A 22,058-nucleotide genomic window follows, 5' to 3' on the forward strand; every position below is an offset into this window, starting at 1 on the left:
TCTTTACAATAAAAGTAGTTATTTACCTTCCTCTGAAATCCCCATTAAAATAGTGTGACGATGAAACGATTGGCTTTTCTTACTTTGGCAATTCTGTTATCTGCAACAACTATATTTGCACAGGATCAGGATCTCCCCTCCATAACTGAAAAAACTCAGGGACTTGAGCAGGAAGATGGGTTCTTTACTTATTACTGGGATTATGACACCGGTAAGGTGTGGCTGGAAATCGATACTCTTGATGTGGAATTTCTCTATGTAAATTCATTAACTGCCGGAGTGGGGTCTAACGATATCGGCCTCGATCGCAATCAGCTGGGTGACGATCGCATTGTAAAATTTGAACGACGAGGTCCCAAAGTTCTGATGGTCCAGCCAAATTATTCCTATCGTGCAATCACTGATAACCCGAAAGAACGTGAGTCAGTGCGCGACGCTTTTGCGCAATCGGTATTATGGGGATTTGAAATAGCTGCCGAAGAAGACGGTCGCGTGCTCGTTGATGCCACTGACTTTTTATTACGGGATGTCCATGGAGTAAGCGAGCGGTTAAAACGAAGTGATGAAGGAAATTTTAGTGTGGATAAAAGCCGCTCGGCATTGTATCGCGAGGCAACGATGAACTTTCCGAAAAATACCGAATTTGAAGCTCTTCTCACCTTTACGGGCACAGATCCCGGCGGACAAGTGCGCTCGGTGACGCCAACCTCTGATGCCATAACTGTTCGCCAGCATCACTCATTTGTAGAACTGCCTGACGATGATTTTGAGCCGCGTGAGTTTGATCCACGTGCGGGTTACTTTGGCATCAGTTATCAGGATTACAGCACACCGGTTAGCGAACCATTGACAAAAAGATTCATTAACAAGCATCGTCTGAAAAAGCAGAATCCCGATGCGGAAATGAGCGAGCCGGTAGAGCCGATTGTCTATTACCTGGATCCGGGAACACCGGAACCTATTCGCGGTGCATTACTGGATGGAGCACGATGGTGGAATGAAGCGTTTGAGGCAGCGGGATATAAAAATGCTTTCCAGGTGGAAGTACTGCCCGACACAGCTCATCCAATGGACGTGCGTTATAACATGATCAACTGGGTGCACCGCTCGACGCGCGGCTGGTCATATGGGTCGTCAGTTGTTGACCCGCGCACGGGTGAAATCATCAAAGGACATGTACTGCTGGGATCGCTGCGTGTTCGCCAGGATTATTTGATTGCCGAGGGTTTGTTATCCCCCTACAAAGAGAGCACAAGTTATGACAAAGATGATCCCATGCTGGAGATGGCATTGGCCCGAATCCGCCAGCTTTCGGCGCATGAAGTGGGACATACGCTCGGTCTCTCCCATAACTTTGCTGCCAGCACAAATGGTCGCGCCTCGGTAATGGATTATCCCGCCCCGAAAGTGAATATCAGTCAAGACAGTACGCTCGATCTTTCGAATGCTTATGATACAGGGATTGGTGATTGGGATAAAGTGGCTATTACCTATGGTTATAAGGATGTAAGAGGCTTATCCAGCAAGAAAGCGGCCCTGGATAACGTGATCGAAAATGCAGTTAATGAAGGATTACTTTTTATATCTGATGCGGATGCACGTCCTGCCGGAGGAGCTCACCCCAAGGCTCATCTCTGGGATAACGGAGTTAATGCGGTAGACCAGCTGCATCATATTTTAGATGTGCGGGATATTGCGCTTCAAAATTTTTCCGAATCCAATATTCCACAGGGAACCCCAATGGCTACATTGGAAGATGTGCTGGTACCTATCTACCTGTATCACCGCTATCAGATTGAGGGTACGGTAAAACTGATAGGCGGTCAGGATTACAGCTATAATTTGCGCGGCGATGTCCAATCGGGTCCGCAACCGGTGCCTGATTCAACACAACGCGCGGCGCTGGATGCCATGTTACAAACGTTATCGCCGGAAACACTAACTATGCCCGAACGCATTGTCGATCTCATTCCACCACGTCCCATCGGTTATAACGATACCCGCGAATTATTTAACAGCCATACCGATCCTACATTTGATCCACTGGGAGCGGCAGAAACGGCGGCGGGAATGTCGACCGACTTGTTGTTTGACAATAACAGGGCAGCACGATTGGTGGAAGCTCATTCCCGAGACACATCCCGCCTGGGATTGAGCGAAATGCTTACCAAAGTTATTGAGCAAACATGGAAACAGCCGGTCGATGAAGACTATAGGGGTGCTGTTCAGAATACAATTAACCATGTAGTACTTTTTCGGATGATGAATTTAGCTTCAGAAGAAAATAGCTCATCACAAGTGCGGGCGATCACTAATCTGAAGCTGGAAGAGCTCCGTGAGTGGATGAAAGATGAGGCCGAAAACAATGCGACAGGTAATCAGCGAATTTCATCATTACTTTATGGATATCGTACGCTGGAGCGATTTAAGGAGGAAGGAGAAATGGTTTTACCTACCGATCCATTACCTCCGCCCCCCGGTTCGCCGATTGGCAGCGGTAGTGTCGGACTATTACAGTGCGGATTTCATTGATATAAGAACAAATCGAGTCTTTTTACTGTTAAAATATTTTCTATATCAATTGTAGATATAGCCTGGTTGCGCAGCTCATCAGCGCAACCTTTTTATTTCAATGCTGTAGTTAATAAACTAATCCACAGGATTTAGGTGGTCAGGAACAATAGGAGTTATGATTGATCCGCAGGAGTTACTTAACGCCTATGCTAATGGTATTTTCCCGATGGCTGATTCTCGGGATGATCCTAAAGCCAAATGGTATACTTCAAGGTATCGCGGGATAATTCCGCTGGATAACTTTCATGTTTCATCAAATGTGAAGCGTATTATCCGTAACCATCATTATCATATAAAGTTTGATCATAATTTCCGTCAGGTGATGGAAGCCTGTGCTGATCGCGATTCTACCTGGATATCACACGAAATTATTGAATCCTATTGTCGGTTGCATGAACTTGATCACGCTCATTCAGTAAGTGTATACAATCAAGAATGGGAGCTTGTCGGCGGGCAGTATGGCGTGTCGCTGGGAGCGGCATTTTTCGGTGAATCTTTATTTGGTTGGGCAAAGGAAGCTTCGAAAGTGGCACTGTATTGGACACATCAAGCGTTGATACAGGGCGGATTTGAGCTCTGGGATACGCAGTTTTGGACCGAACACTTGTCGCAGTTTGGCTGTATTGAGATTTCAGCGGAAGAGTATGACAAAAAGCTGGAATCGGCTTTGAAGAAAGAGGCAGAATTTAAAGCAGTTGAAGTCAGTGGCAGTAGACGGTAGGCAGTTTACAGTAAGACCTGCCTCCTGAATCCTGCCTCCCGCTTACTGTCAACTGATCAATACTTCCGTACATTAATTTCATTTACGGCTTGCTCCGGATTCCTGTTCTCCAAAGCTGATTTTTGAACCTGCAGATCGATGCGCTCCGGTATCTCTTCATAGCGGCTGTCGAGGATTACAGAGACTAAAATTTGCTGGTTTGAACTCACAGAACGGAGAGTACGTCCATAGTCTACAAGATATTCTTTGAGATCGGCAACAAATTGTTCATAGGCATTAATAACTTGTTGTTTCTGTTGAGCTCTGCTTTCTTTAGCTTTTTCTTTGTTTGTGGCTTTAACACTGTCGACTTTGGCCTCACCTCGTATTTTTGCCTCTGTCTCTTCCATCTGCGCACGTGTTTGAGCAAGGTCTTCCTTCATGGCTTCAAGGGATTCGTGAAGCCTGGAAAGATCAAAATGTGAACGGCTGCCGCCGTAAAGAGCTTCAAAGGAGAAGAGCGCGCCGAAATTATCCAGTAACAGGTGATTGACTGATCCTTGAATGTGGAACATGTCTTCTTCGGATCTGTCAAAACCTGTCTCAAAGATACTTGCCATCACACGCATATCTTTTTGAGGTTCAGCATCAGCCGGTACAGAATTTATTTCCAACCGGTCCCGAAATTCATTGTCGCTGATATCGCCGTTCCGGTGAGCACGGAGGTCAGCTGCAGCGGCAACGACCGAGATAGTGGGAATTTGTTCTTTTACTTCTTTAGTGTCAGAAGATGAGCTAAATACGGCAACATGGCCTTTAGGTTTATTGGATTTATAGATTACCATTACTTTGTGATTATCGTCTAATTGACCGATCGTAGAACCGTAATCACGCAGAAACTCAACCATTTTATTGGTGATCGTTTCCTCAGTCACTTTTTCCCCGTTGCCGTCATCTCCATATTCAAAGTGGAAAGAAGAACTATTGCCCTCGGAGCCACTGAACATGACAAATCCCGGACCTCCACCTGGAATCGTGAAGATGATGCCATAGTCGGGCAAGAACGTGCCATTGATGTCACGGTTATCCCCAAAAGAAAACATGCTGCTCCTAACACGAACAGCGTTTCCATCGGCAGACCAACTTGTCTTGAAGATCTCTTCCAAGACATTCTCCATGATATTGATATCGCGATTCATGCGATTATTATCGATATCTGATTGGGCATGAACCGGTTGAAAAGCTGCAATTAGTATAAAAACCGCAGCAATAGATAGTATTCTTGTTAGGTCTTTCATAGTATAGTCCTCGTTATTCATTTCGATTTTGATAGCTGACGGTTTGTAACATTTCGCTAAGATATTCATTGGTTTGATACAGCTGGTAGTTAGTGTTTTGCTGTAGTTCTTGCATTGCCTGATTTACCAGTTGCAGGTCGTTCATCCGCTGTTCTTCAAAATAAGTAATCACTTGTTGCAGCTGTTCTCGATTTTGCTGTTCTATTGACTCTGCATAATCAGCAAGCATCGCCGCATTTTCTTCGCGAATTTGCTGCACCAAGGCATCGGCCTGTTCTGCAGTTAATCCCTCATTAGCAGGAGGAATACCACCGAAACTGATGGTCATACCGTTTCCGGATGTGCTAATCTGTAGCTGGGCAACAGATCCCACAAAAATAAACAGCAGAATACCCGCTGCAGCTGCCAAGGCGGTTTTGCCGAATACAGATCGCGGAAGCAGACTCTTTGCGTCCTGCCACCAATCGATAAATGAGCGCTTTTCTGGTTCAACGACCAGCATTCTTTCGTCAGGATTGGGCTCCGGCATTTTCTGCAGAACTGCTCGTGTCTGCTCTAGTTCTGAAAGTTCCTGTTTGAGATCCGGATGTTGCTCCAGATAATCTTCTAGTTCCTTTTTTTGATCCGGAGATATCTCATCATAGAGATAATCCATAAACAGAGATCGTGCTTGTTGTTCATTCATAGCGTAAAGTCTCCAATTCAATGTTCCATTGTTCAAATAAAGTTCGCAATTTCTTTAAGCCGTAATACAGCCGGGATTTAACAGTACTTTCGGGCTCGTCCAGGATTTCAGCTATTTCGCGAAATTTGAGTCCTTCATATTCTTTCATGATCACTACAATGCGCTGTTCAGCGGGCAGTTGTTTGAGAGCCAGCTGCAGGATAGATTCTAGATCATCCTGATGAACTTGCTGGTCTGGATTGGTATCTGTTGTCTCGGCAACGGGATGATCGGTCAGTGCCTCCATCGGGGCCGATCGCCTTCTTCCGGCACGCCTTGTTTCGTCCAGGCAGAGATTATTGGCAATCTGATAGATCCATGCTGAAAACTTCTCGGCATCGTCCAGCGTATCCAGCTTTTTGTAAGCTTTAATAAATGTCTTTTGGGTGATTTCGCTGGCTTCATCATGACTGGCAAAATAGCGATACGCAAAGCGATGGATGCGCTGCTGCCACCGATTTACGAGACGGTTAAACGCATCGATATCACCATTTCTGAAATTTTTTACCAGTTGTGCATCAGTCATTTGATACTCCCGGGAGTTACCAACTTAGCGCTGCTGATCAGCAGTCTGTTACGTACCGTACATATCAATGACGAGACAGGAGGGAAAAAAGTTTTAAATGATGCTATTAAAAAACCTAAATACTCATGCACGATACGGAGTCGTGGCATGAGTAATCGAAAAATCTGTAAGGTTTTATCTAGAGAAAGATCTTACTATAAAAACTTCTGATGAAAGTAAGAGCCGATAACATCTATCATTTTTATAATCAGGGGAATAATAGTGAATCTCTTTTCTACCAAACTTCAAATTACTATTACTTTCTTTGTAAGGTTCGAAAGTATTTGTTGTCCCAAGTACATGTTCTTGCGTATTGCTTGATGCCGAATCATTTTCACTTTCTGATATACCCCAATAATAATTTTATGCCGAGTATTTTTTCGGAGAACATCAGGATTTTCTTAAGCTCATACACCAGAGGTATTAATAACCAAGAAAGCAGATCGGGTTCTTTATTCCGCCAAAATTCTAAAGCGAAGCTTGTAGATGAAATGAAGTATGCTTTGACCTGTTTTCATTATATCCATCAAAATCCAGTTAGCCATGGATTTGTGAGTAGGATAGATGAATGGAAGTTTTCTTCGGCCAGAGACTATTTGGGATTACGAAGTGGGACATTATGTAATAAGGAGTTGGCTTTGGAGCTGTTGAAATTACCAAACGATAGAAAGATTTTGAGAAACTTTCTGGATCAAGAAATAGATCCTGATGATTTAGATAAGATATTTTAGCTCACTCACTCATGCCACGACTCGGAGTCGTGGCATGAGTATTATTAAGCCTTTAAAGAAGATGCTTTTAGTACTTCATGTATTTTCTCTTTGATGCCTTTGGGATCCAATCCGACTTCGGCATGAAGCTCTTCCTGAGTTCCGTGCTCTACAATGCGATCGGGCACGCCCATTATTGTAGTAGGGATGTGGTGCGGTTTATCGGCTAGATATTCGGTTACGGCACTGCCGAATCCACCAAGTTTTGTACCGTCTTCAATCGTGATGATATGCTCGTAGGTATGACAGATTTCGTCAATCAGATCGGTATCCAATGGTTTTGCAAAGCGCATGTTGAAATGTCCAACGTTGACACCTTCTTTGGAAAGATCATCAGCGGCTTCCACCACATAATTGCCAAAGGGACCAAAGCTGAGGATGGCAATTTCATCACCGCCACGCAGTTTTTCGCCCTTGCCAATCTCCATCTTTTTAAAACCTTCGGGATAGTCCATGCCGGTAGCACGTCCCCGCGGATAGCGGATAGCCCATGCGCACTCCTCATAATTCGAGGCCGTATACATCATATCTCGCAGCTCCTCCTCATTCATCGGGGAGGAGACAATCATATTGGGGACATTACGCAGGTATGAAATATCATAAAGTCCGTGATGAGTTGGTCCGTCAGCGCCAACCAAGCCGGCACGGTCAATGCAGAAGACAACCGGTAGTTTTTGAATGGCGACGTCATGGATCACCTGATCGTAGGCTCGCTGCAAAAATGTGGAATAGATAGCGGCAAAAGCTTTTTTCCCTTCGGTCGCCAATCCCGCAGCGAACGTAATAGAGTGCTGTTCGGCGATGCCCACATCAAAGGCGCGATCGGGATATTTTTCCATCAGCGGCCATAAGCTGGATCCACTGGGCATAGCGGGCGTAATACCGACAATACGGTCATCCTCATCAGCCAGTTCAACAATCGCTTCGCCAAATACATGTTGATATTTAGGCGGTTTGGGATCGGTATCGGGATCGAGTTGCTTACCTGTAATTTTATCAAAGGGACTGCTTTGGGCATGCCATTTTGTTTGTTCGCGCTCGGCGGGGGCAAAGCCCTTGCCCTTGACGGTAACGGCATGCAGCAACTTTGGACCAGGAATTTCCCGCAAATCTTCGAGGTGGCGCCGCATGGTATCTACATTATGTCCATCAACGGGACCATAATATTTAAAGCCTAATGCCTGAAAAAGCCCGCCGGGTGTGATAGCTGTTGTTACAGCTTTTTCCAGCTTTGAGGCCATTTGGCGCATTTTTTCTCCGGCCGACTTGAAATAGCCCAGCATATCGTAAATTTCGTCACGCAGCTTATTAAAAGTCTTGCTGGTGGTAATATCAGCCAAGTATTCATTAAGAGCCCCAACATTGGGATCGATCGACATATTATTGTCATTGAGAATTACCAGAATATCCGAATTCATGGCTCCGGCATTATTAAGAGCTTCGAAAGCAAGTCCGGCTGTCATGGCACCGTCGCCAGTCACAGTAACAATTTTGTTATCAGCTTGGTCCAGATCTCGAGCAACAGCCATGCCCAATCCGGCAGAAATGGAAGTGCTGGAGTGTCCTACACCGAAAGTATCGTATTTGCTTTCACTGCGCTTCGGAAAGCCTGAAAGTCCGCCGTATTTGCGATTGGTGTGGAAGTTGTCGCGCCGACCGGTAAGAATTTTATGACCATAGGCCTGATGGCCCACATCCCATACGATACGATCTTCGGGGGTATTATACACGTAATGCAAAGCGACAGTCATCTCTACAACACCAAGGCTGGCGCCGAAATGTCCGCCATGAATAGAAACAATATCGATGATGAAATCACGCAGTTCATCACAAACATCGACAAGCTGATCAGGATCCAGTTTTTTTAGATCATCCGGAGAATTAATTTCAGCTAACAACGGCCCCGGTGTAACTTCTTCAAATTCCATAATCTTATTATTCCTTAGTGTGTTCTTCGGCGTGTTGTTCCGCTACTTTTTCGATGCGTAACTCCGCCTCTTCAAGCGTTTCAGTGCAATGCTTGGATAGTTCGATACCCTCTTCATATAGCTCGATGGATTCTTCCAGGGAAATAGTTTCATCCTCAAGCTCAGTGACAATTTCTTCAAGTCTTTTTAAAGCTTTTTCAAAGCTCTGTGGTTCCTTACTATCCATTATTTATAGATTTATAGGATCTATCAAATATTGACTTCTAAAACCATATAAATAAAAAGTTTTAGCCGTTGGAATCCAATTCTTTTTCTTTTAAGAGTTATTTTTTGGGTTTTTCTGCTGAAATATTTCCAAATTTGTCTAAGTACCCAAGTTGATTGGTAAGTTCACGTACACTATACCCATCAGAAAAGAATTGAACAGCCCCATTGAGACTGGTGTAATAAAGGGTGTCTGTATATTGATGTAGTCGCAGGGCAGCTTCTCGATTTGGGTGTTTAAATTGGTTTTGTTTGGCTACCGAAACAATCCCAGCTTGTGGAGTAGCAATTTCTAAAAATCGATTTGTTGAACTTGTTTTGCTGCCATGGTGACCAACTTTTAGAACGTCAGTATCTGCGAGGTTAGGAAAATTTTCGATCAACCGCTGTTCCTGGAGCTGTTCGGCATCACCCATAAAGAGGAATTCTGTTCTTCCATAGATGAGTTCCAGGATGAGTGAATGATTATTAACATTCGAACTCTTCGCGTTAGGTGAAGGACCGTAAACAAACATGCGCAATGATGGATCAAGCGGTACCTGGTCACCGGCAGAAAGCGAAACAATTGGTATCTGGTGATTGGCCACTTTTTGATGATACGATTGATAGAGCTGCGAATCGTAGTCGGCTCCAGAGTTGTATATTGTGTCAATTTGAATAGCATCAATCAGTTCCAGGATTCCACCGATATGATCGGCGTGCGGATGGGAAAGAAATATCGCATCCAGTTTTCGAATACCTTGTTCTTTTAGGTGTGGGATGATGATATACCTAGCGCTGTTGTAGTCCGGCTGCCAGCGTCCAACATCTATCAGAAAGTATTTATCATTCGGTGACCGGACCAATGCAGCATCACCTTGTCCAACATCAAAAAAAGTGACTTCCAGAGTTGCCGGTTTAAATTTGTGGATTACTTTACGTCCCTGATCAATGCAAAGAAGAACTAGGAAAACGCAAAGAACTTTCCAGCGCATTTTTGGGATGGGAAGGGCAGCAATGAAGAAGATGGCGGCAATCCAGATCCCAAAAAATAGTAGACTCTCTGTATGGACCTGTATCCAGCTCCAGGGCCAGCTGGCGGTGACATCGACGAACCAGTTTAGCCAGCCTAAAAAGCAATCGACGGGTGTATTTAGCGTGGCGGCCAGTTGAGGGAAAGCCATAGCTATAAGAAGTAAGATTAGAGCAGATGGTACCGCAATACCCAGGAATGGAATGACAAATGCATTTGCGAGTGGGCCCACGAGCGAAAATTCTCCGAAGTAATAGGTAAGCAGTGGGAAAAGTCCAACCTGAACAATGAACGAAATAATCACCACCATGACGGGAGCGCCGATCCAGCGGAACCGTATCCAGTTTGGAAGCCATCGCTGAATAACTGGTGCTGTGAGCAGGATGACGTAAACAGCGCCGAAAGAGAGCTGAAATCCGATGGAGAAGAGATCCGATGGATTAAACAATAAAATAAGCAGTGCGGCGACGGCAGTGAGATTTTTTGAATCCCTCACCTTGTGAAATAGCTTTCCGTAGGCAAGAAATATACCGACTAACGATGCTCGTGTTACGGAAGCAGAGAAGTCAGTGAGTCCGGCATAACAGTAGAGGACTGCGATAAGGAGCGCCAAACATATTTGTTTGCCGTAGCGGAGTGTCCAGAAAAAGGGTATCAAAAACCAGAATGGAGCTAAAATAAATCCTACATGAAGACCCGAAACAGCCATGATGTGTGACAATCCCGCCCGGGAGAAGGTAATTTTTTCGTCCCGATCGAGCTCGTTTTTGTAACCGATAAGGAGCGCCTTTGCCAGTGATGTCGTCTGATCGCAGAAATTATTATCGATAGCTTCCAGTGTATTCTGGCGAAAATTGCTCCAGCTAAACGTCTGATCAACCGAAGTAAGCTCATTTATTTCCTGAATGCCGACTTGGGTATATATCCCTTGCGAGGCCAGATACTGCTTGTAATCGAATTGCGACGGATTTCGTTTTTCCTCCAGCGGATAGATGGTGGCTGTAAAGGTGATGTGATTGCCGAGTTTCAGGTTGGGCGGTGTGGAAATATCCTCCGGATTTAATACGGCGCGTAGTCGGTAAGTCTTTCTCCAGGCAATTTCATTAGGAAAAACAGTAGAATCGACTGCTACATCAACTTGATACTTACCGGTGCTGGTTTGTTTGATCTGCTGGATGGTGCCTGAAAATGTGAATTCTTCCCATGTATAGGTGTTCAAAATTTCGGCTTCAGGGGGAATTTCGCGGTAATCAAAAAAAGAGTGCCAGGCTGCACCAAAGGTTAAGATCATCCCCAGATAACAGATGATAGCACTATTATATGCATAAGATTTTAACCATTTTCCATAGATTATTTCGCTGATAAGATAGCCGGCTGTAAAAATAGCAAAGAGGGTGATCCATCCCTCAAAAAAAGTATAGTGATAATCCAGTATGATGCCCGCTGCCATTAGCAGGGCAATCCTCACTGCCGGGTAGGAGGCAAAAGGGAACTGATATGTTTGTTTGGCGGTCACAATAGTAAGACCGCTCAGTCAGTATATCCTTACATCATTAAATTATGTTACAAGCGTCTGCTCTTCTTTGAAATACGTGCTGTGGTGCTTATAATATTTCTCGTACGAAAAAATCATAAATAATGGATAGAGGATATGGGTATCAGAAAATATATTGGCGGTATTTTAATTTTGTTATTGATTGTCGGCTGCACGGCATCAGAGGATCAGCAGAATCAACAGGATCAAAAAGATTGGGCGCTGGTTATCCACGGCGGGGCCGGGGCAATATCTGAAGATCGTCCGGACTCTGTAAAGGAGGCATACTTTAATGATTTGGATGAAGCTGTTTCTATTGGCGAAGAAATTTTGGCTGACGGCGGTTCATCACTGGATGCCGTGGAGAGCGTCATTAATTATCTTGAAGACAATCCTCGTTTTAATGCTGGTAAAGGAGCTGTTTTTACGCATGATGGAGAGCACGAGCTGGATGCGGCCATAATGATCGGCAATACACGCGAAGCCGGTGCTATAACAGGTGTAAAAACGATAAAAAATCCAATCTCGCTGGCCCGTCTGGTGATGGAGAATTCGGAGCATATTATGTTTGCTGCCGACGGTGCTGAAGAATATGCCAATCAGTTTGATCTGGAGCGGGTAAACCAGGATTACTTTTATACCGAAGATCGGTATGAGTCTTTAAAACGAGCTCTTGAAGCTGAAGAGGAAGAAGCGCAGTCCAGTTTGATAAAGCAGGATCAACCTTCTGAATTCCATATCGAGGATAAATATGGCACGGTCGGAGCTGTTGCACTTGATCAGAACGGACAGCTGGTAGCCGGTACTTCAACGGGAGGTATGACAAATAAAAAATATGGGCGTGTAGGCGATGTGCCGATCATTGGCAGCGGAACTTATGCCAGTGATGTAGTGGCTGTGTCTATGACCGGATGGGGTGAACGCATTATGGAGGTTGTTTCAGGTCACACGGTTAGTCAGTATATGAAGCACAAGCCGGCTACGCTCGAAGAAGCAGCGGATTATTTGCTTGAGGATCTGCTTAATCCGGGTGATGCAGGAATGATTGCTGTGGATAAGCACGGAAATATGGTAATGGACATGAATACAAACGGTATGTTCCGTGGCATGTCTGATTCCGAAGGCAATCGAGAAGTGGCTATTTGGGATTAATTTAGGGTTATTAGGTAAGGATAGGGGGGGGGCTGCCCCTTATATCCTTATTTCCTAAAGTCCTTTATAAAATTGTTCTCGCAATTCCTGTACATAGATTCCGATGCTATTTCGCAGGTTAAAAAGCTGTTCATGAAAAAGCTGATACTTCTTTTTTGGTAAGTATGACGAGCTTTTTAAATCCCGTTGCAAAATCGTGAGCGCATCATTGGCACAATACAGCGCTTTTTTAGTATAGGCTATATTGCCGCCAATAAAATCACGTTCGAAGCCAAAGCCGTAACCACCGGCAATTTTTGCCCCTATTTTTAACACATTGCCTATAAAATCGTTATAATCGGATGTCAGATTTTTTGGATTTATCCCTTCAGCCCATTGAAGTATAAGAGCTGCCAACAGCCGGGAATCATTGTATACATCGAGCATCTCTATAGAGCCGTTATCCGACATGGCAAAATCTTCGCTGAGCTCTTTCCATTCTTCTCCGGAGTCATAATCATCATCGTCGAAGATGAAGTCTTCGTCCTCAAAATCATCCAGTAAGGAATCATCAAACTCATCTTCAAAGTAATCGTCATCGATATCATCGTCTTCATCGGGAAAATAAGCATCATCTATTTCTAGCTCCTCCTCGATAAAGGCATCTACAGCGTCCATTTCGTCAGGATTTTCCTGTAACAAAGCTAACCAGCGGGGTATGTTATCGGAATGATCTTGACTGAAAAACTGCCGCAAGTGGATGTTCTTTTTTTCGATTTCATTCAGGTGAGCTTCCCACTGGTGCTCATCCCAAGTGTCATCATGAAAGTTACCTTTATGCATATGTTGTTAACCGATTAACAGTCGATTTAAGTGATTGCAGTATCAACAGTAAAATAACGCTTTTCTCGAAAAGAATGGTATAATTCTAAGGATAAATTATAGGAAATTTTTTTAAGGTAAGAAGTGACTCTCTATAGAAAGAAGCAAAAGCTATAATTCAAATCTTACCGGAATCGTAATATACATGTTAATAGGTTCCCCATTACGTTCTCCAGCCTTAAAATTCACTCTGCGAAGAGCATTTCGTGCTGCATCTTCAAAGCCGTAATCTGTTTCGGTTTCATTTTTAAACGAGATCTTTTCAACGTATCCGTTTTTGTTTACCAACACATTAGCTTCAAGCACAGCTTCAACGCCATCTTTTTTTGCCTTCGTTGGATATTCCAGCTCTTTTTGAAAGGCTTTGAGTCCGCCAACAATTGCCGCTTTTGTTTCGACAACCACTTCGGGATCGGCGTCGGTACTTTCGATTGATTCAATAGATCGTGCTTTTTCTGATCCACTGCAAGATGTCAAAAACAGGAGTGCGATGGAAAAAACAAAAACAGGAAAACGGAAAGAAATCATATCTTCTGAAAACTCTAGATCAAAGTCGTTCCAACACACCCATCATGACCTGAGTCATCTTTGGCTCGGCGATGCCGGCTGCTTCCAGCACATCTTCTATATCAACAGGTTCCAGTGCATCAGGAAAACATTCATCGGTAATAGCCGAGATTCCAAGTACATCCATATCCATGTGTACAGCGGCAATAACTTCGGGAACCGTACTCATGCCGACTACATCGGCACCGATCTGTCGCAGGAAACGATATTCAGCTTTGGTTTCAAGTGTGGGACCGCTTAGCGCTAGATATACGCCTTTGTGCATCTTAATATTATTTTCTAAAGCAACCTGTTCGGCAATATCTATTAGCCGTTCGGTGTATGGTTCACTCATATCCGGAAAGCGTGGACCAAGTTCATCATCGTTGGGACCAATCAGTGGGTTATCACCCAGCATATTAATATGGTCATTGATCAGCATTATTTCACCGCGGGCATAATTGGGATTCATTCCGCCGCAGGCATTGCTGACGAGCAAGGTGTCAGTACTTAAAGCATTAAGCACGCGAAGCGGGAAGGCTATTTGCTGCATGGAGTATCCTTCATAATAGTGAAAGCGCCCCTGCATAGCCACAACTTCTTTACCGCTTAGTGTTCCAAAGATAAGATGACCGGCATGGCTTTCTACCGTTGAGACAGGAAAGTGCGGGATATCTGCGTATGAGATAGTATCAATGACATCAATTTCATTCCCCAGATCGCCAAGACCGGTTCCAAGAATTATTAAGTAATCCGGACGTTCATCCGTTTGCTGTTGGATATAGGAAAGCGCTTCATCGCGTTTTTTGCGGAATTCTTCAACAGATTCTCTGTGCATTGTATGTATATATTGTAGTTAATCAGGAGTCACACAATGTATAAAATGAAGGGCAGAAAATTTAAAGAAAAAGTCTGAGCTGGAATCTCGAATATGCGAATTTAATCCATATCGTCAATGATATTGTCCATATTGTTTGCACCGGGAGGCATCGTCTGTGGTTCCTCTTCCAGGTTTTGATCATTCTCATCGTTGAATAGCGTTTCCATTCTACGTTTAGCCTGTTCGTTGAGCTTTTCGGAGAAATTCTCGTCTTGGGGAGGGGGAGCGTCAAACAAGGCCGCTTCGTCTTTTGAAAACTGTTCCAGTGATTCCTGAGCTAATTCAAGATAAGAGCGAATGCCGCCAATAATTTCTTTGCGCCGATCAAGCAGCCGGATGATACTCTGGCGAACCTGCTGACGTTTTTGTGTTGCTTCGCGAATGATGGATTCAGCTTCCATCTCAGCTTTTTCTATCTTATTACGAGCATCTTTTCGTGCACCGGTAAGTTTTTGTTCGGCCGATTCTTTGGCCGTTTGGAGTGTTTCATGAAGTGCTTCTTCGACCCGCTCGTAATGTTTTAGTTTTTCTTCAAGCTCTTCGATGCGCTTTTCAAGGTCACGATTTTTGGCTACCAGATGTTCCCACTCATTGGATACAAGGTTAAGAAATGCCTGTACTTCATCTCGGTCATATCCCCGAAGTGATTTTTCAAATTCCTGTTTCTTTATTTCCAGTGCAGTTAATTTCATACTAATAGCCTTTAGCTGTCAAAAAATGAGATATTTTACGGTCTTAAACATGCTATTCACGAAGCATGTTCCGTAAGTTATTCGAATCCCCTGTCTGGGACTGGTCTTCTTTTTCTTGCTTATTTTCAATTTCAATATCCTTCTTGGGAGCTTCAACCTGTCTGGTACCCGTGCTTTTATTCGATGAGCGTTCTTCATCCTCTTCAGTGACAATTGTTTCCAGATGTTGCAATCGCCGTTCAGTATCTTTTTTGTGCTGTACAAACGCTTTAGCCAAACGGTTGAAATCTTCTTCTGGTATAGAATTTTTATTTCTATTAATCCATGCCTTAATAAGACCAAACGTTTTTGCTGCCAGGTAGCCGACCAGTGCAAAAGCACCTATCGATCCTACCAGCGCTACTACCATTTCTTCGAAACTCATGACCGAGCCTTATTTTTATCTTTTAAATCATTGGTTAACGTACCCTCGTTATGCGGGGCTTCAATTTGCGAATAATTACCTTCATCCTGTTCAGCGATAATGGTTTCCAGGTTCTGAACTCGTTGCTGCATTTCCTTTTTGTGCTCCATAAAAGCTTTGGCTAAACGATTAAAGGTTTCTTCCTCTATTCCATTTTTCTCTTTGGTGTCGAGCCACTTTTTAATGAGACTTGTAGCACAACCGATAACGACAACTGTTATAACAAATTCGGGACCACCCATTACTCTGTCCTCCTTCTGTTTTTATCAGCAATGTCTGAAACTTCTTGCTGATTTTCTTTCTTGATTGATTCTTCCTCAATTTCTATTTCTTCCATGCCTTTGCCTGCTCCGGTTGAGAATTCATCAGGTTCTCCTGCCGCAATGGCCTCAAGGTTTTCTATGCGTCCCTTTAGGGAATTGACCAGCTTGCGCAGGTCTTCCATCTCTTGTTCGTTTTGTCGGCTGCGATTCATCATTTTCATTTTATTTTTCTGATATTCAATGATGAATCCACCGATAATTGCAACCAGCGGTATAAGAACCCAAATCCAAGCAGCCATAATAGATCAATTTAATTAACAATATGTAATGTACTAAATCTCAATAAGATTGAAAGTACTTATACCGATAATTTTTATTAGTAGTTTCGTTCCCCAAATATTGCGCGTCCCACGCGAACCATTGTCGATCCTTCTTCAATAGCGATTTCCAAATCATTCGTCATTCCCATCGATAACTCATCAAGTGAGACATTTTCTGATTCCAATCCACGGTGTTTATCCCGCAGTTCGCGAAGCATTTGGAATTCAGGACGTACCTCTTCTACATCTTCAGGATCTACGAATGTTGCCATACCCATCAGGCCTCGTACCCGAACGTGATCGAGTCCTTGAGCATAAGTAAGAATTTCCTCCAGGTCGTCGGGTTCGCAACCACTTTTTTGTTCTTCCCCACTAATATTTATCTGGATTAGGGTATTGATAACCCGGTCGATGCGGGAAGCTCGTTTTTCTATTTCGCGCAGATATTTTTTCTTTTCTATCGAGTGAATCCAGTTTACCCGATCGACCATATATTTGATTTTATTCGTCTGGAGATTGCCTACCATATGCCACTGAATTTTTTCTTCCTGATAGGTTTCCATTTTGTCCTGAAGCTCTTTTGCGCGATTTTCACCAAAATGGATTTGTCCGCAGCCAAATGCCTCTTTAATATCCTCAACCGGCTTCATTTTACTTACAGCCACGAGTGTAACTTCTTCAGGATCCCGGCCCGCACTTTTACATGCTTTTCTGATCCGGCTTTTTAAATTGTCGAGATTTTGGCAAATATTTTCGGCCATGAATTTATTATTTAGATCTTGGAGTTAATCTAATCTTTCCAAAAGGAGCAGGTATTAAATTTGGCTTACAATACCTTTGGAAAGGTTAGGTTACCACTTTACTATAAAACTTCAGCAATGAGTAATCAGCTTAAAAATAAGCTTTTAAGAAAGGTATTAAAATGGTATTTTAGAAGTCTGAATTAAAGAATTGGAACTACAAAATTGATTACTCTGGCTCTTAGTATTTTTTACTTCGACGCTGATATATTTCTTTATCGCCTCAGGTGCAATTCAACCGGAACCCTAAAGCACGGAGGCCGATAGCCAAAATGAATATTCAGGTTCGGCATATTTCGACCTTCCTTCACCAATGGGCTCCGCCCAGTACAAAACTTGACTACGATAACGTTGGTTTATTGATCGGAGATCCGAACCAAGAGATTTCTACCATTCTTACCTGTCTTGATGTAACGCTTGAAGTCGTTGAAGAGGCAATCGCAAACGACTGCGATCTTATTGTTGCTCATCACCCCCTGATTTTCCAAAGTATTGATCGTATTAATCCCACCAATGAGCAGGGCAAAATTATTTTCAAACTCATTAAAAATGATGTTGCTCTGATTGCAGCCCATACGAATCTTGATGCCGCACTCGATGGGGTTTCTTTTGTGTTGGGAAAAGAGCTGGAGCTGGAAAATTTAAAATTTCTTGATAACAGCTATAACATCAGCCGAAAAATTGTATTGACAACCAACCATTCCGACAGTGATTCGGTGCTCAAACTGCTGAATTATTATTCGGCTGAAGAAGCTCATTACTACCAGGTGAAGGGTAAAAAGCAGGACCAGCAAACATACGAAGCAATTATCGATGAGCATCATCTCCCGGAATTAGAAAAAGAGCTCGAGAAAAATGGATTGCTCCACCGGGGCAGTTTCCAGGTTATGGATGTAGCAAGCCCGTCGAATAATGTAGGAATGGGGGTAGTAGGATTTTATCGGGATAAGGGCTTAACACAGCAAGAGTTTTTAGATCTGATTGCCGACAGGTTGAATGTTGGTGCAATTCGCTATTCGGGCTCTGTTGATCGGATTAAAAAAGTAGCTGTTTGCGGCGGTGCAGGAGTTTCACTGGCTAAAAAGGCTATTGGCGAAGGAGCCCAGGCATTTGTGACGTCAGATATTAAGTATCACGATTATTTTACCGATACCGACAACTTTTTATTGGTCGATGTCGGCCATTACGAAAGTGAAGTGCCGGTAGTGGCGGCGCTTCAGCAAGAACTCACCGAAGCTTTTGAAGAGATTGAAGTTCTTGAAACAGAAGTAATCACTAATCCAATGCAGGTTTTTATACCTGAGAATAACAACAATCCGCAGGAATAAACGACGACAACAATCTATGGAAGAAGTATTACAACAATTGGCTAATCTTCAATATATCGATAGCAGGATCGACGAGCTTAAACAGCTGCGGGGCGATCTGCCGGAAGAAATTCTCGATATTGAAACGGACATCAATCGGTATGAGGCCAAAATCGAGCGTCTCAAAGATGAAAAGAAAGAGTTAAAGGTAGAAAGAGATAACCTGGAGCTTGAGATAGAGGATGCCTACAACAAAATAGAAAAATATGAAGATCAGCAGATGACGGTCCGAAATAACCGTGAATACGATGCACTGACAAAAGAGATTGAATCTCAGAAACAAGTCGTTGAGAATGCTGAATCTCGTATGGAGGAAATTGAGAAGCGCCTTGAAAAGGTAGATCCTGAAATTGAAGACATCGAGGAAAAGCTCAATGAGACAAAAGAGCTTCATAAAGAGAAAAAGGAAAACCTCGAAAAAGTGAAAGAAGATACCCAAAAAGAGGAGGATATGCTCGAAGAGAAGCGTGAAGAGGTCAAAAAAGATATTGACGAGCGCTATCTGAAAAGCTATAACCGCCTCCGTGAAGGACTTTCAAACGGTCTTGCAGTTGTTCCGATGGAAAGAGGAGCTGCACTTGGGATGGCATTGCCTCCGCAAACACAGGTTGAAGTTCGTAAAAAGAACAAAATCATCATCGACGAAAACAGTGGTCGTATTGTAGTTCATTCCTCTTTCTTTGATCAGGCCGAAGAAGAACTTTCACTCTGATACCTATTGCAGGTATCTCCTTGTAGAAAGATGTACCCACATCGCCTTGAAGCGATGAAGTACATCTTTTTTTGTTTTTGAGGCAATACAAGTAATGAAAATATAGTTACCTCATCCTTAATTGAAGTAGTTAAGGAACGTAAAAAGGTATCCTTTGGTTTTATTTCTTGGATGATCGGGCAGTCGTTCCGACAACTGTCGGAAAGGAAAGTCCGAACACCGACGAGCACTGTGCTTCCTAACGGGAAGATCTGGGTAACCGGATAGAGGAAAGTGCCACAGAAAACAAACTACCTATCGAAAGTAGATGGGTAAAGGTGAAAAGGTGAGGTAAGAGCTCACCGCTCCGGTGGTGACATTCGGAGGCAGGGTAAACCTCACAGGGTGCAAGCTCATGCAGGCAGTGCGCCGCTCGTCGCAATGCTGCCGGGTAGAGTGCTAAAGCCCCGAGGTGACTCGGGGATCAGATAAATGATTGCCATCCGCCAGCTGGCGGATACAGAATTCGGCTTACAGATCATCCGGATATTTACATGAAAAGGCCGTCCCGAAAGGGGCGGCCTTTTGTATTTTATTCCAATAGTTCTGGTACGTTGCCTTTCCATTGTGAAAGGCTTTAAGGCTACTATCTTACAATCTCCATCTGTTGGACTTCATGAATTTTCAGCGGCCTAAGAATTGTGTGCTGATGACAAAGGATGCGGGTGTGGATTTTATACCGGTGATCAGATTTACAGATGTCTCCTAAAGAAAAAGGACCATTAAAATCCACGTATCCTGCGGGAAGAAGCCAGGTTCACAATTCTTTAGCCCGTCCTGTGGAATGCTACAAAGTAGCCCTCCGATAAATCGGAGGATTCCACGGAGGACCTTGATTTTTTAGTCCCTTTTGTATCAAGACAAAAGGGACATCACCTAAAATTAGATGCTGGTATTTACAGATATTCTATCATTTAGTAATAAGAAGCCTGATAGCACAACCTTAAAATCGCGGATTCCCAATTCTATGCAAAAGCTTTTTGTTAAAAAAGAGCCAAAATACGCAGATAAGCGCAGAGAGTATTGTTATATTCTCTATAATCATACTTCTAAGAATTAATAACACCATTGATGGACATTAAAGAATTACGCTCTTTACAGGCACCACTGAAAGAAAAATATAAAACCAAGCCCGAAGAGGCCGTATGGACGCTTCATGCCGAAGGAAAACTGGGTGAGAACCTTGCTTGTCATGTACCAACTGATGCCGGCGAAGTAGAAGCGGGACTTCATCCTGCGACAGGTGGAGACGGCTCACAGACCTGTTCCGGGGATATGCTTCTTGAAGCATTGGTGGCCTGTGCGGGCGTCACCCTCAACTCCGTAGCCACAGCTATGGGAATCGATATTGAGGAAGGGACTGTAAAAGCAGAGGGTGATTTAGATTTCCGGGGCACATTGGGTGTTTCGAAGGAGGCACCGGTAGGATTTAAAAGTATCCATCTGCAGTTTGACCTGAAGACCGATGCTGATGAGAAAAAGGTGAATAAGCTGATTGAGCTCACCGAGCGATATTGTGTTATTTATCAAACGCTGAAAAATAGTCCTGAGTTGGACTCGAGTGTATCTGTAGGAAATTAAGGGGCAAACACTGCCGGTATCATGTTCACCGGAGTGTTTCGGGGTAAAGCATCTATAAGCAATTACTCTTTAGAAGTTTTAGCCTTTGATTTTTTACTTAGTAAGACAGAGAAAAATGTCGACGATAGTTAAATTTCGATAGCCCAGGCATTAACGCCTGGGCTATCAATTTTATAAACAGTCCTAGCCGGCGGACAGGGTGACATTTCGGTTTTGCAAAGGCCCCTAATAGAAATCAGGTAATGTAAGTGGCAGGATCCTGCTGGTAAAATTCCTTGAGCTGTTGGTACAGCTCGGGATGTTTCTTTCGAAGCTCGTGCGGTTTTTCAAAGAAATATTCGGTGACCACGGCAAAAAATTCAGCCAGATTAGTAGCTCCGTACTCATCAATGAGCGTTTGCTGATTACGCTTCAGCGCCTTGAGCAGGTTATTATATTCGTTGCCGACCACCCATCCCCATGATAGATAGCTCGACTGTTCTTGGTCCGATTCAATTTGCGAGGTGGCCCCATAATCGTAATCCAGCTGATGGGCAAATTCATGGAATACCAGGTTTTGACCGTCACGGATGTCAGAAGCTCCTTTCCGGACTTCATCCCAAGACAAGACTACGTGTCCGCGTTCCCATGCTTCGCCATGGCGTTTTTGATATCCTTCTTCAACAAAAAAACCATTGTGCTGATTTTTTACTTTGGCTACGTAGCTTTTGGGGTATACCAATACCGACCGCAACCCCTCATAGAACGAAGACAGATCTTCTATGCCCAGTAACAGGATACAGGCCTGAGCGGCAATGGTAATGCGGATTTCATCGGTTAGTTCAAGACCGGCACAGCCTTCAAAAGTTTTTTCATCCAGAAAAATTAAGACTAGACCCTGCAGTTTTTGCTGCTGATCGGAAGGCAAGTGACGGTAATAAGGGACATTCTTCCGAAGGATCGAAAGCCACTCATCAGGGAAGGATTTCTGCATCAGGCGACGTCGACGCCATTTTTTGAATCCAAACATGGTT

22 protein-coding genes and 1 other RNA gene are annotated in these 22,058 nt (G+C 43.7%); 8 read left to right on the top strand and 15 right to left on the bottom strand.

The genetic code is table 11. The features are described 5' to 3' along the window. The first annotated feature begins 60 nt into the window (after positions 1–60). Together ACT3ID_RS09350 and aat are read left to right on the top strand one after the other, a co-directional pair. Positions 61–2,532 (top strand): zinc-dependent metalloprotease, encoded by a 2,472-nt coding sequence (locus tag ACT3ID_RS09350; RefSeq protein ID WP_491541754.1) that lies wholly within the window; start codon positions 61–63, stop codon positions 2,530–2,532. Between the two features lie 157 nt (positions 2,533–2,689). Continuing rightward, the gene (gene aat / locus ACT3ID_RS09355; RefSeq protein WP_491541755.1) at positions 2,690–3,295 is read left to right on the top strand and encodes a leucyl/phenylalanyl-tRNA--protein transferase; all 606 of its coding nucleotides are present in this window, start codon (positions 2,690–2,692) and stop codon (positions 3,293–3,295) included. Between the two features lie 56 nt (positions 3,296–3,351). Here the strand turns inward: aat and ACT3ID_RS09360 are convergent, their stop codons facing one another. Genes ACT3ID_RS09360 through ACT3ID_RS09370 form a run of 3 tightly spaced genes read right to left on the bottom strand, consistent with a single transcriptional unit; the run spans position 3,352 to position 5,822 of the window. Then, complete coding sequence (locus ACT3ID_RS09360) at positions 3,352–4,572, bottom strand: hypothetical protein (protein ID WP_491541756.1); 1,221 nt, start codon at positions 4,570–4,572, stop codon at positions 3,352–3,354. 13 nt (positions 4,573–4,585) lie between these two features. Then, positions 4,586–5,257, bottom strand: coding sequence for an anti-sigma factor family protein (locus ACT3ID_RS09365; protein WP_491541757.1), 672 nt, complete (start codon positions 5,255–5,257; stop codon positions 4,586–4,588). Then, the gene (locus tag ACT3ID_RS09370; protein WP_491541758.1) at positions 5,250–5,822 is read right to left on the bottom strand and encodes an RNA polymerase sigma factor; all 573 of its coding nucleotides are present in this window, start codon (positions 5,820–5,822) and stop codon (positions 5,250–5,252) included. Before ACT3ID_RS09370 ends, ACT3ID_RS09365 begins: the two co-directional genes overlap by 8 nt. A 404-nt stretch (positions 5,823–6,226) precedes the next feature. On the opposite strand from ACT3ID_RS09370, the gene ACT3ID_RS09375 reads away from it, so the two are divergent. Continuing rightward, positions 6,227–6,592: a transposase gene (locus ACT3ID_RS09375; RefSeq protein WP_491541759.1), complete on the top strand. Its 366-nt coding sequence runs from the start codon at positions 6,227–6,229 to the stop codon at positions 6,590–6,592. Between the two features lie 44 nt (positions 6,593–6,636). Here the strand turns inward: ACT3ID_RS09375 and dxs are convergent, their stop codons facing one another. From dxs to ACT3ID_RS09390, 3 genes are all read right to left on the bottom strand, one after another. Next, positions 6,637–8,559 (bottom strand): 1-deoxy-D-xylulose-5-phosphate synthase, encoded by a 1,923-nt coding sequence (dxs, locus tag ACT3ID_RS09380; RefSeq protein WP_491541760.1) that lies wholly within the window; start codon positions 8,557–8,559, stop codon positions 6,637–6,639. A gap of 7 nt (positions 8,560–8,566) precedes the next feature. Further along, positions 8,567–8,785 (bottom strand): exodeoxyribonuclease VII small subunit, encoded by a 219-nt coding sequence (gene xseB / locus ACT3ID_RS09385; RefSeq protein ID WP_491541761.1) that lies wholly within the window; start codon positions 8,783–8,785, stop codon positions 8,567–8,569. Positions 8,786–8,882: 97 nt separating this feature from the next. Next, positions 8,883–11,351 (bottom strand): DNA internalization-related competence protein ComEC/Rec2, encoded by a 2,469-nt coding sequence (locus tag ACT3ID_RS09390; RefSeq protein WP_491541762.1) that lies wholly within the window; start codon positions 11,349–11,351, stop codon positions 8,883–8,885. 135 nt (positions 11,352–11,486) lie between these two features. On the opposite strand from ACT3ID_RS09390, the gene ACT3ID_RS09395 reads away from it, so the two are divergent. Next, positions 11,487–12,521: an isoaspartyl peptidase/L-asparaginase family protein gene (locus ACT3ID_RS09395; RefSeq protein ID WP_491541763.1), complete on the top strand. Its 1,035-nt coding sequence runs from the start codon at positions 11,487–11,489 to the stop codon at positions 12,519–12,521. A gap of 54 nt (positions 12,522–12,575) precedes the next feature. On the opposite strand, the gene ACT3ID_RS09400 is transcribed toward ACT3ID_RS09395, so the two are convergent. The 8 genes from ACT3ID_RS09400 to ACT3ID_RS09435 form a co-directional block, all read right to left on the bottom strand. Continuing rightward, positions 12,576–13,343 carry a hypothetical protein gene (locus ACT3ID_RS09400; protein ID WP_491541764.1) on the bottom strand — a complete coding sequence of 256 codons (768 nt, stop codon included), beginning with the start codon at positions 13,341–13,343 and terminating at the stop codon, positions 12,576–12,578. 150 nt (positions 13,344–13,493) lie between these two features. After that, positions 13,494–13,910 (bottom strand): energy transducer TonB, encoded by a 417-nt coding sequence (locus ACT3ID_RS09405; RefSeq protein WP_491541765.1) that lies wholly within the window; start codon positions 13,908–13,910, stop codon positions 13,494–13,496. A 19-nt stretch (positions 13,911–13,929) separates the two neighbouring features. Beyond that, positions 13,930–14,766: a purine-nucleoside phosphorylase gene (locus ACT3ID_RS09410; RefSeq protein WP_491541766.1), complete on the bottom strand. Its 837-nt coding sequence runs from the start codon at positions 14,764–14,766 to the stop codon at positions 13,930–13,932. Positions 14,767–14,867: 101 nt separating this feature from the next. Next, positions 14,868–15,500, bottom strand: coding sequence for a DivIVA domain-containing protein (locus ACT3ID_RS09415; RefSeq protein WP_491541767.1), 633 nt, complete (start codon positions 15,498–15,500; stop codon positions 14,868–14,870). Between the two features lie 52 nt (positions 15,501–15,552). Continuing rightward, positions 15,553–15,924, bottom strand: coding sequence for a hypothetical protein (locus ACT3ID_RS09420; protein WP_491541768.1), 372 nt, complete (start codon positions 15,922–15,924; stop codon positions 15,553–15,555). After that, complete coding sequence (locus ACT3ID_RS09425) at positions 15,921–16,205, bottom strand: hypothetical protein (RefSeq protein ID WP_491541769.1); 285 nt, start codon at positions 16,203–16,205, stop codon at positions 15,921–15,923. The genes ACT3ID_RS09420 and ACT3ID_RS09425 overlap by 4 nt, the downstream gene beginning before the upstream one ends. Beyond that, a complete protein-coding gene (locus ACT3ID_RS09430) occupies positions 16,205–16,525 on the bottom strand; it encodes a hypothetical protein (protein WP_491541770.1) in 321 nt (106 codons plus the stop codon). Before ACT3ID_RS09430 ends, ACT3ID_RS09425 begins: the two co-directional genes overlap by 1 nt. Before the next feature lie 77 nt (positions 16,526–16,602). Further along, positions 16,603–17,307, bottom strand: coding sequence for a YggS family pyridoxal phosphate-dependent enzyme (locus tag ACT3ID_RS09435; RefSeq protein WP_491541771.1), 705 nt, complete (start codon positions 17,305–17,307; stop codon positions 16,603–16,605). Between the two features lie 311 nt (positions 17,308–17,618). On the opposite strand from ACT3ID_RS09435, the gene ACT3ID_RS09440 reads away from it, so the two are divergent. The 4 genes from ACT3ID_RS09440 (at position 17,619) to ACT3ID_RS09455 (ending at position 21,045) form a co-directional block, all read left to right on the top strand. Beyond that, positions 17,619–18,674 carry a Nif3-like dinuclear metal center hexameric protein gene (locus ACT3ID_RS09440; protein ID WP_491541772.1) on the top strand — a complete coding sequence of 352 codons (1,056 nt, stop codon included), beginning with the start codon at positions 17,619–17,621 and terminating at the stop codon, positions 18,672–18,674. Between the two features lie 16 nt (positions 18,675–18,690). Beyond that, complete coding sequence (locus tag ACT3ID_RS09445) at positions 18,691–19,425, top strand: zinc ribbon domain-containing protein (protein ID WP_491541773.1); 735 nt, start codon at positions 18,691–18,693, stop codon at positions 19,423–19,425. 167 nt (positions 19,426–19,592) lie between these two features. Then, positions 19,593–19,954, top strand: an RNA gene (rnpB, locus tag ACT3ID_RS09450) — RNase P RNA component class A. A gap of 581 nt (positions 19,955–20,535) precedes the next feature. Then, entirely contained in the window at positions 20,536–21,045 is a 510-nt protein-coding gene (locus ACT3ID_RS09455) for an OsmC family protein (protein WP_491541774.1), read from the top strand. A 235-nt stretch (positions 21,046–21,280) separates the two neighbouring features. Here ACT3ID_RS09455 and ACT3ID_RS09460 read toward each other — a convergent pair whose 3' ends face one another. Next, entirely contained in the window at positions 21,281–22,054 is a 774-nt protein-coding gene (locus ACT3ID_RS09460; RefSeq protein ID WP_491541775.1) for a M90 family metallopeptidase, read from the bottom strand. Positions 22,055–22,058 lie beyond the last annotated feature (4 nt).

The organism is Fodinibius sp. GM108, from assembly GCF_058386985.1.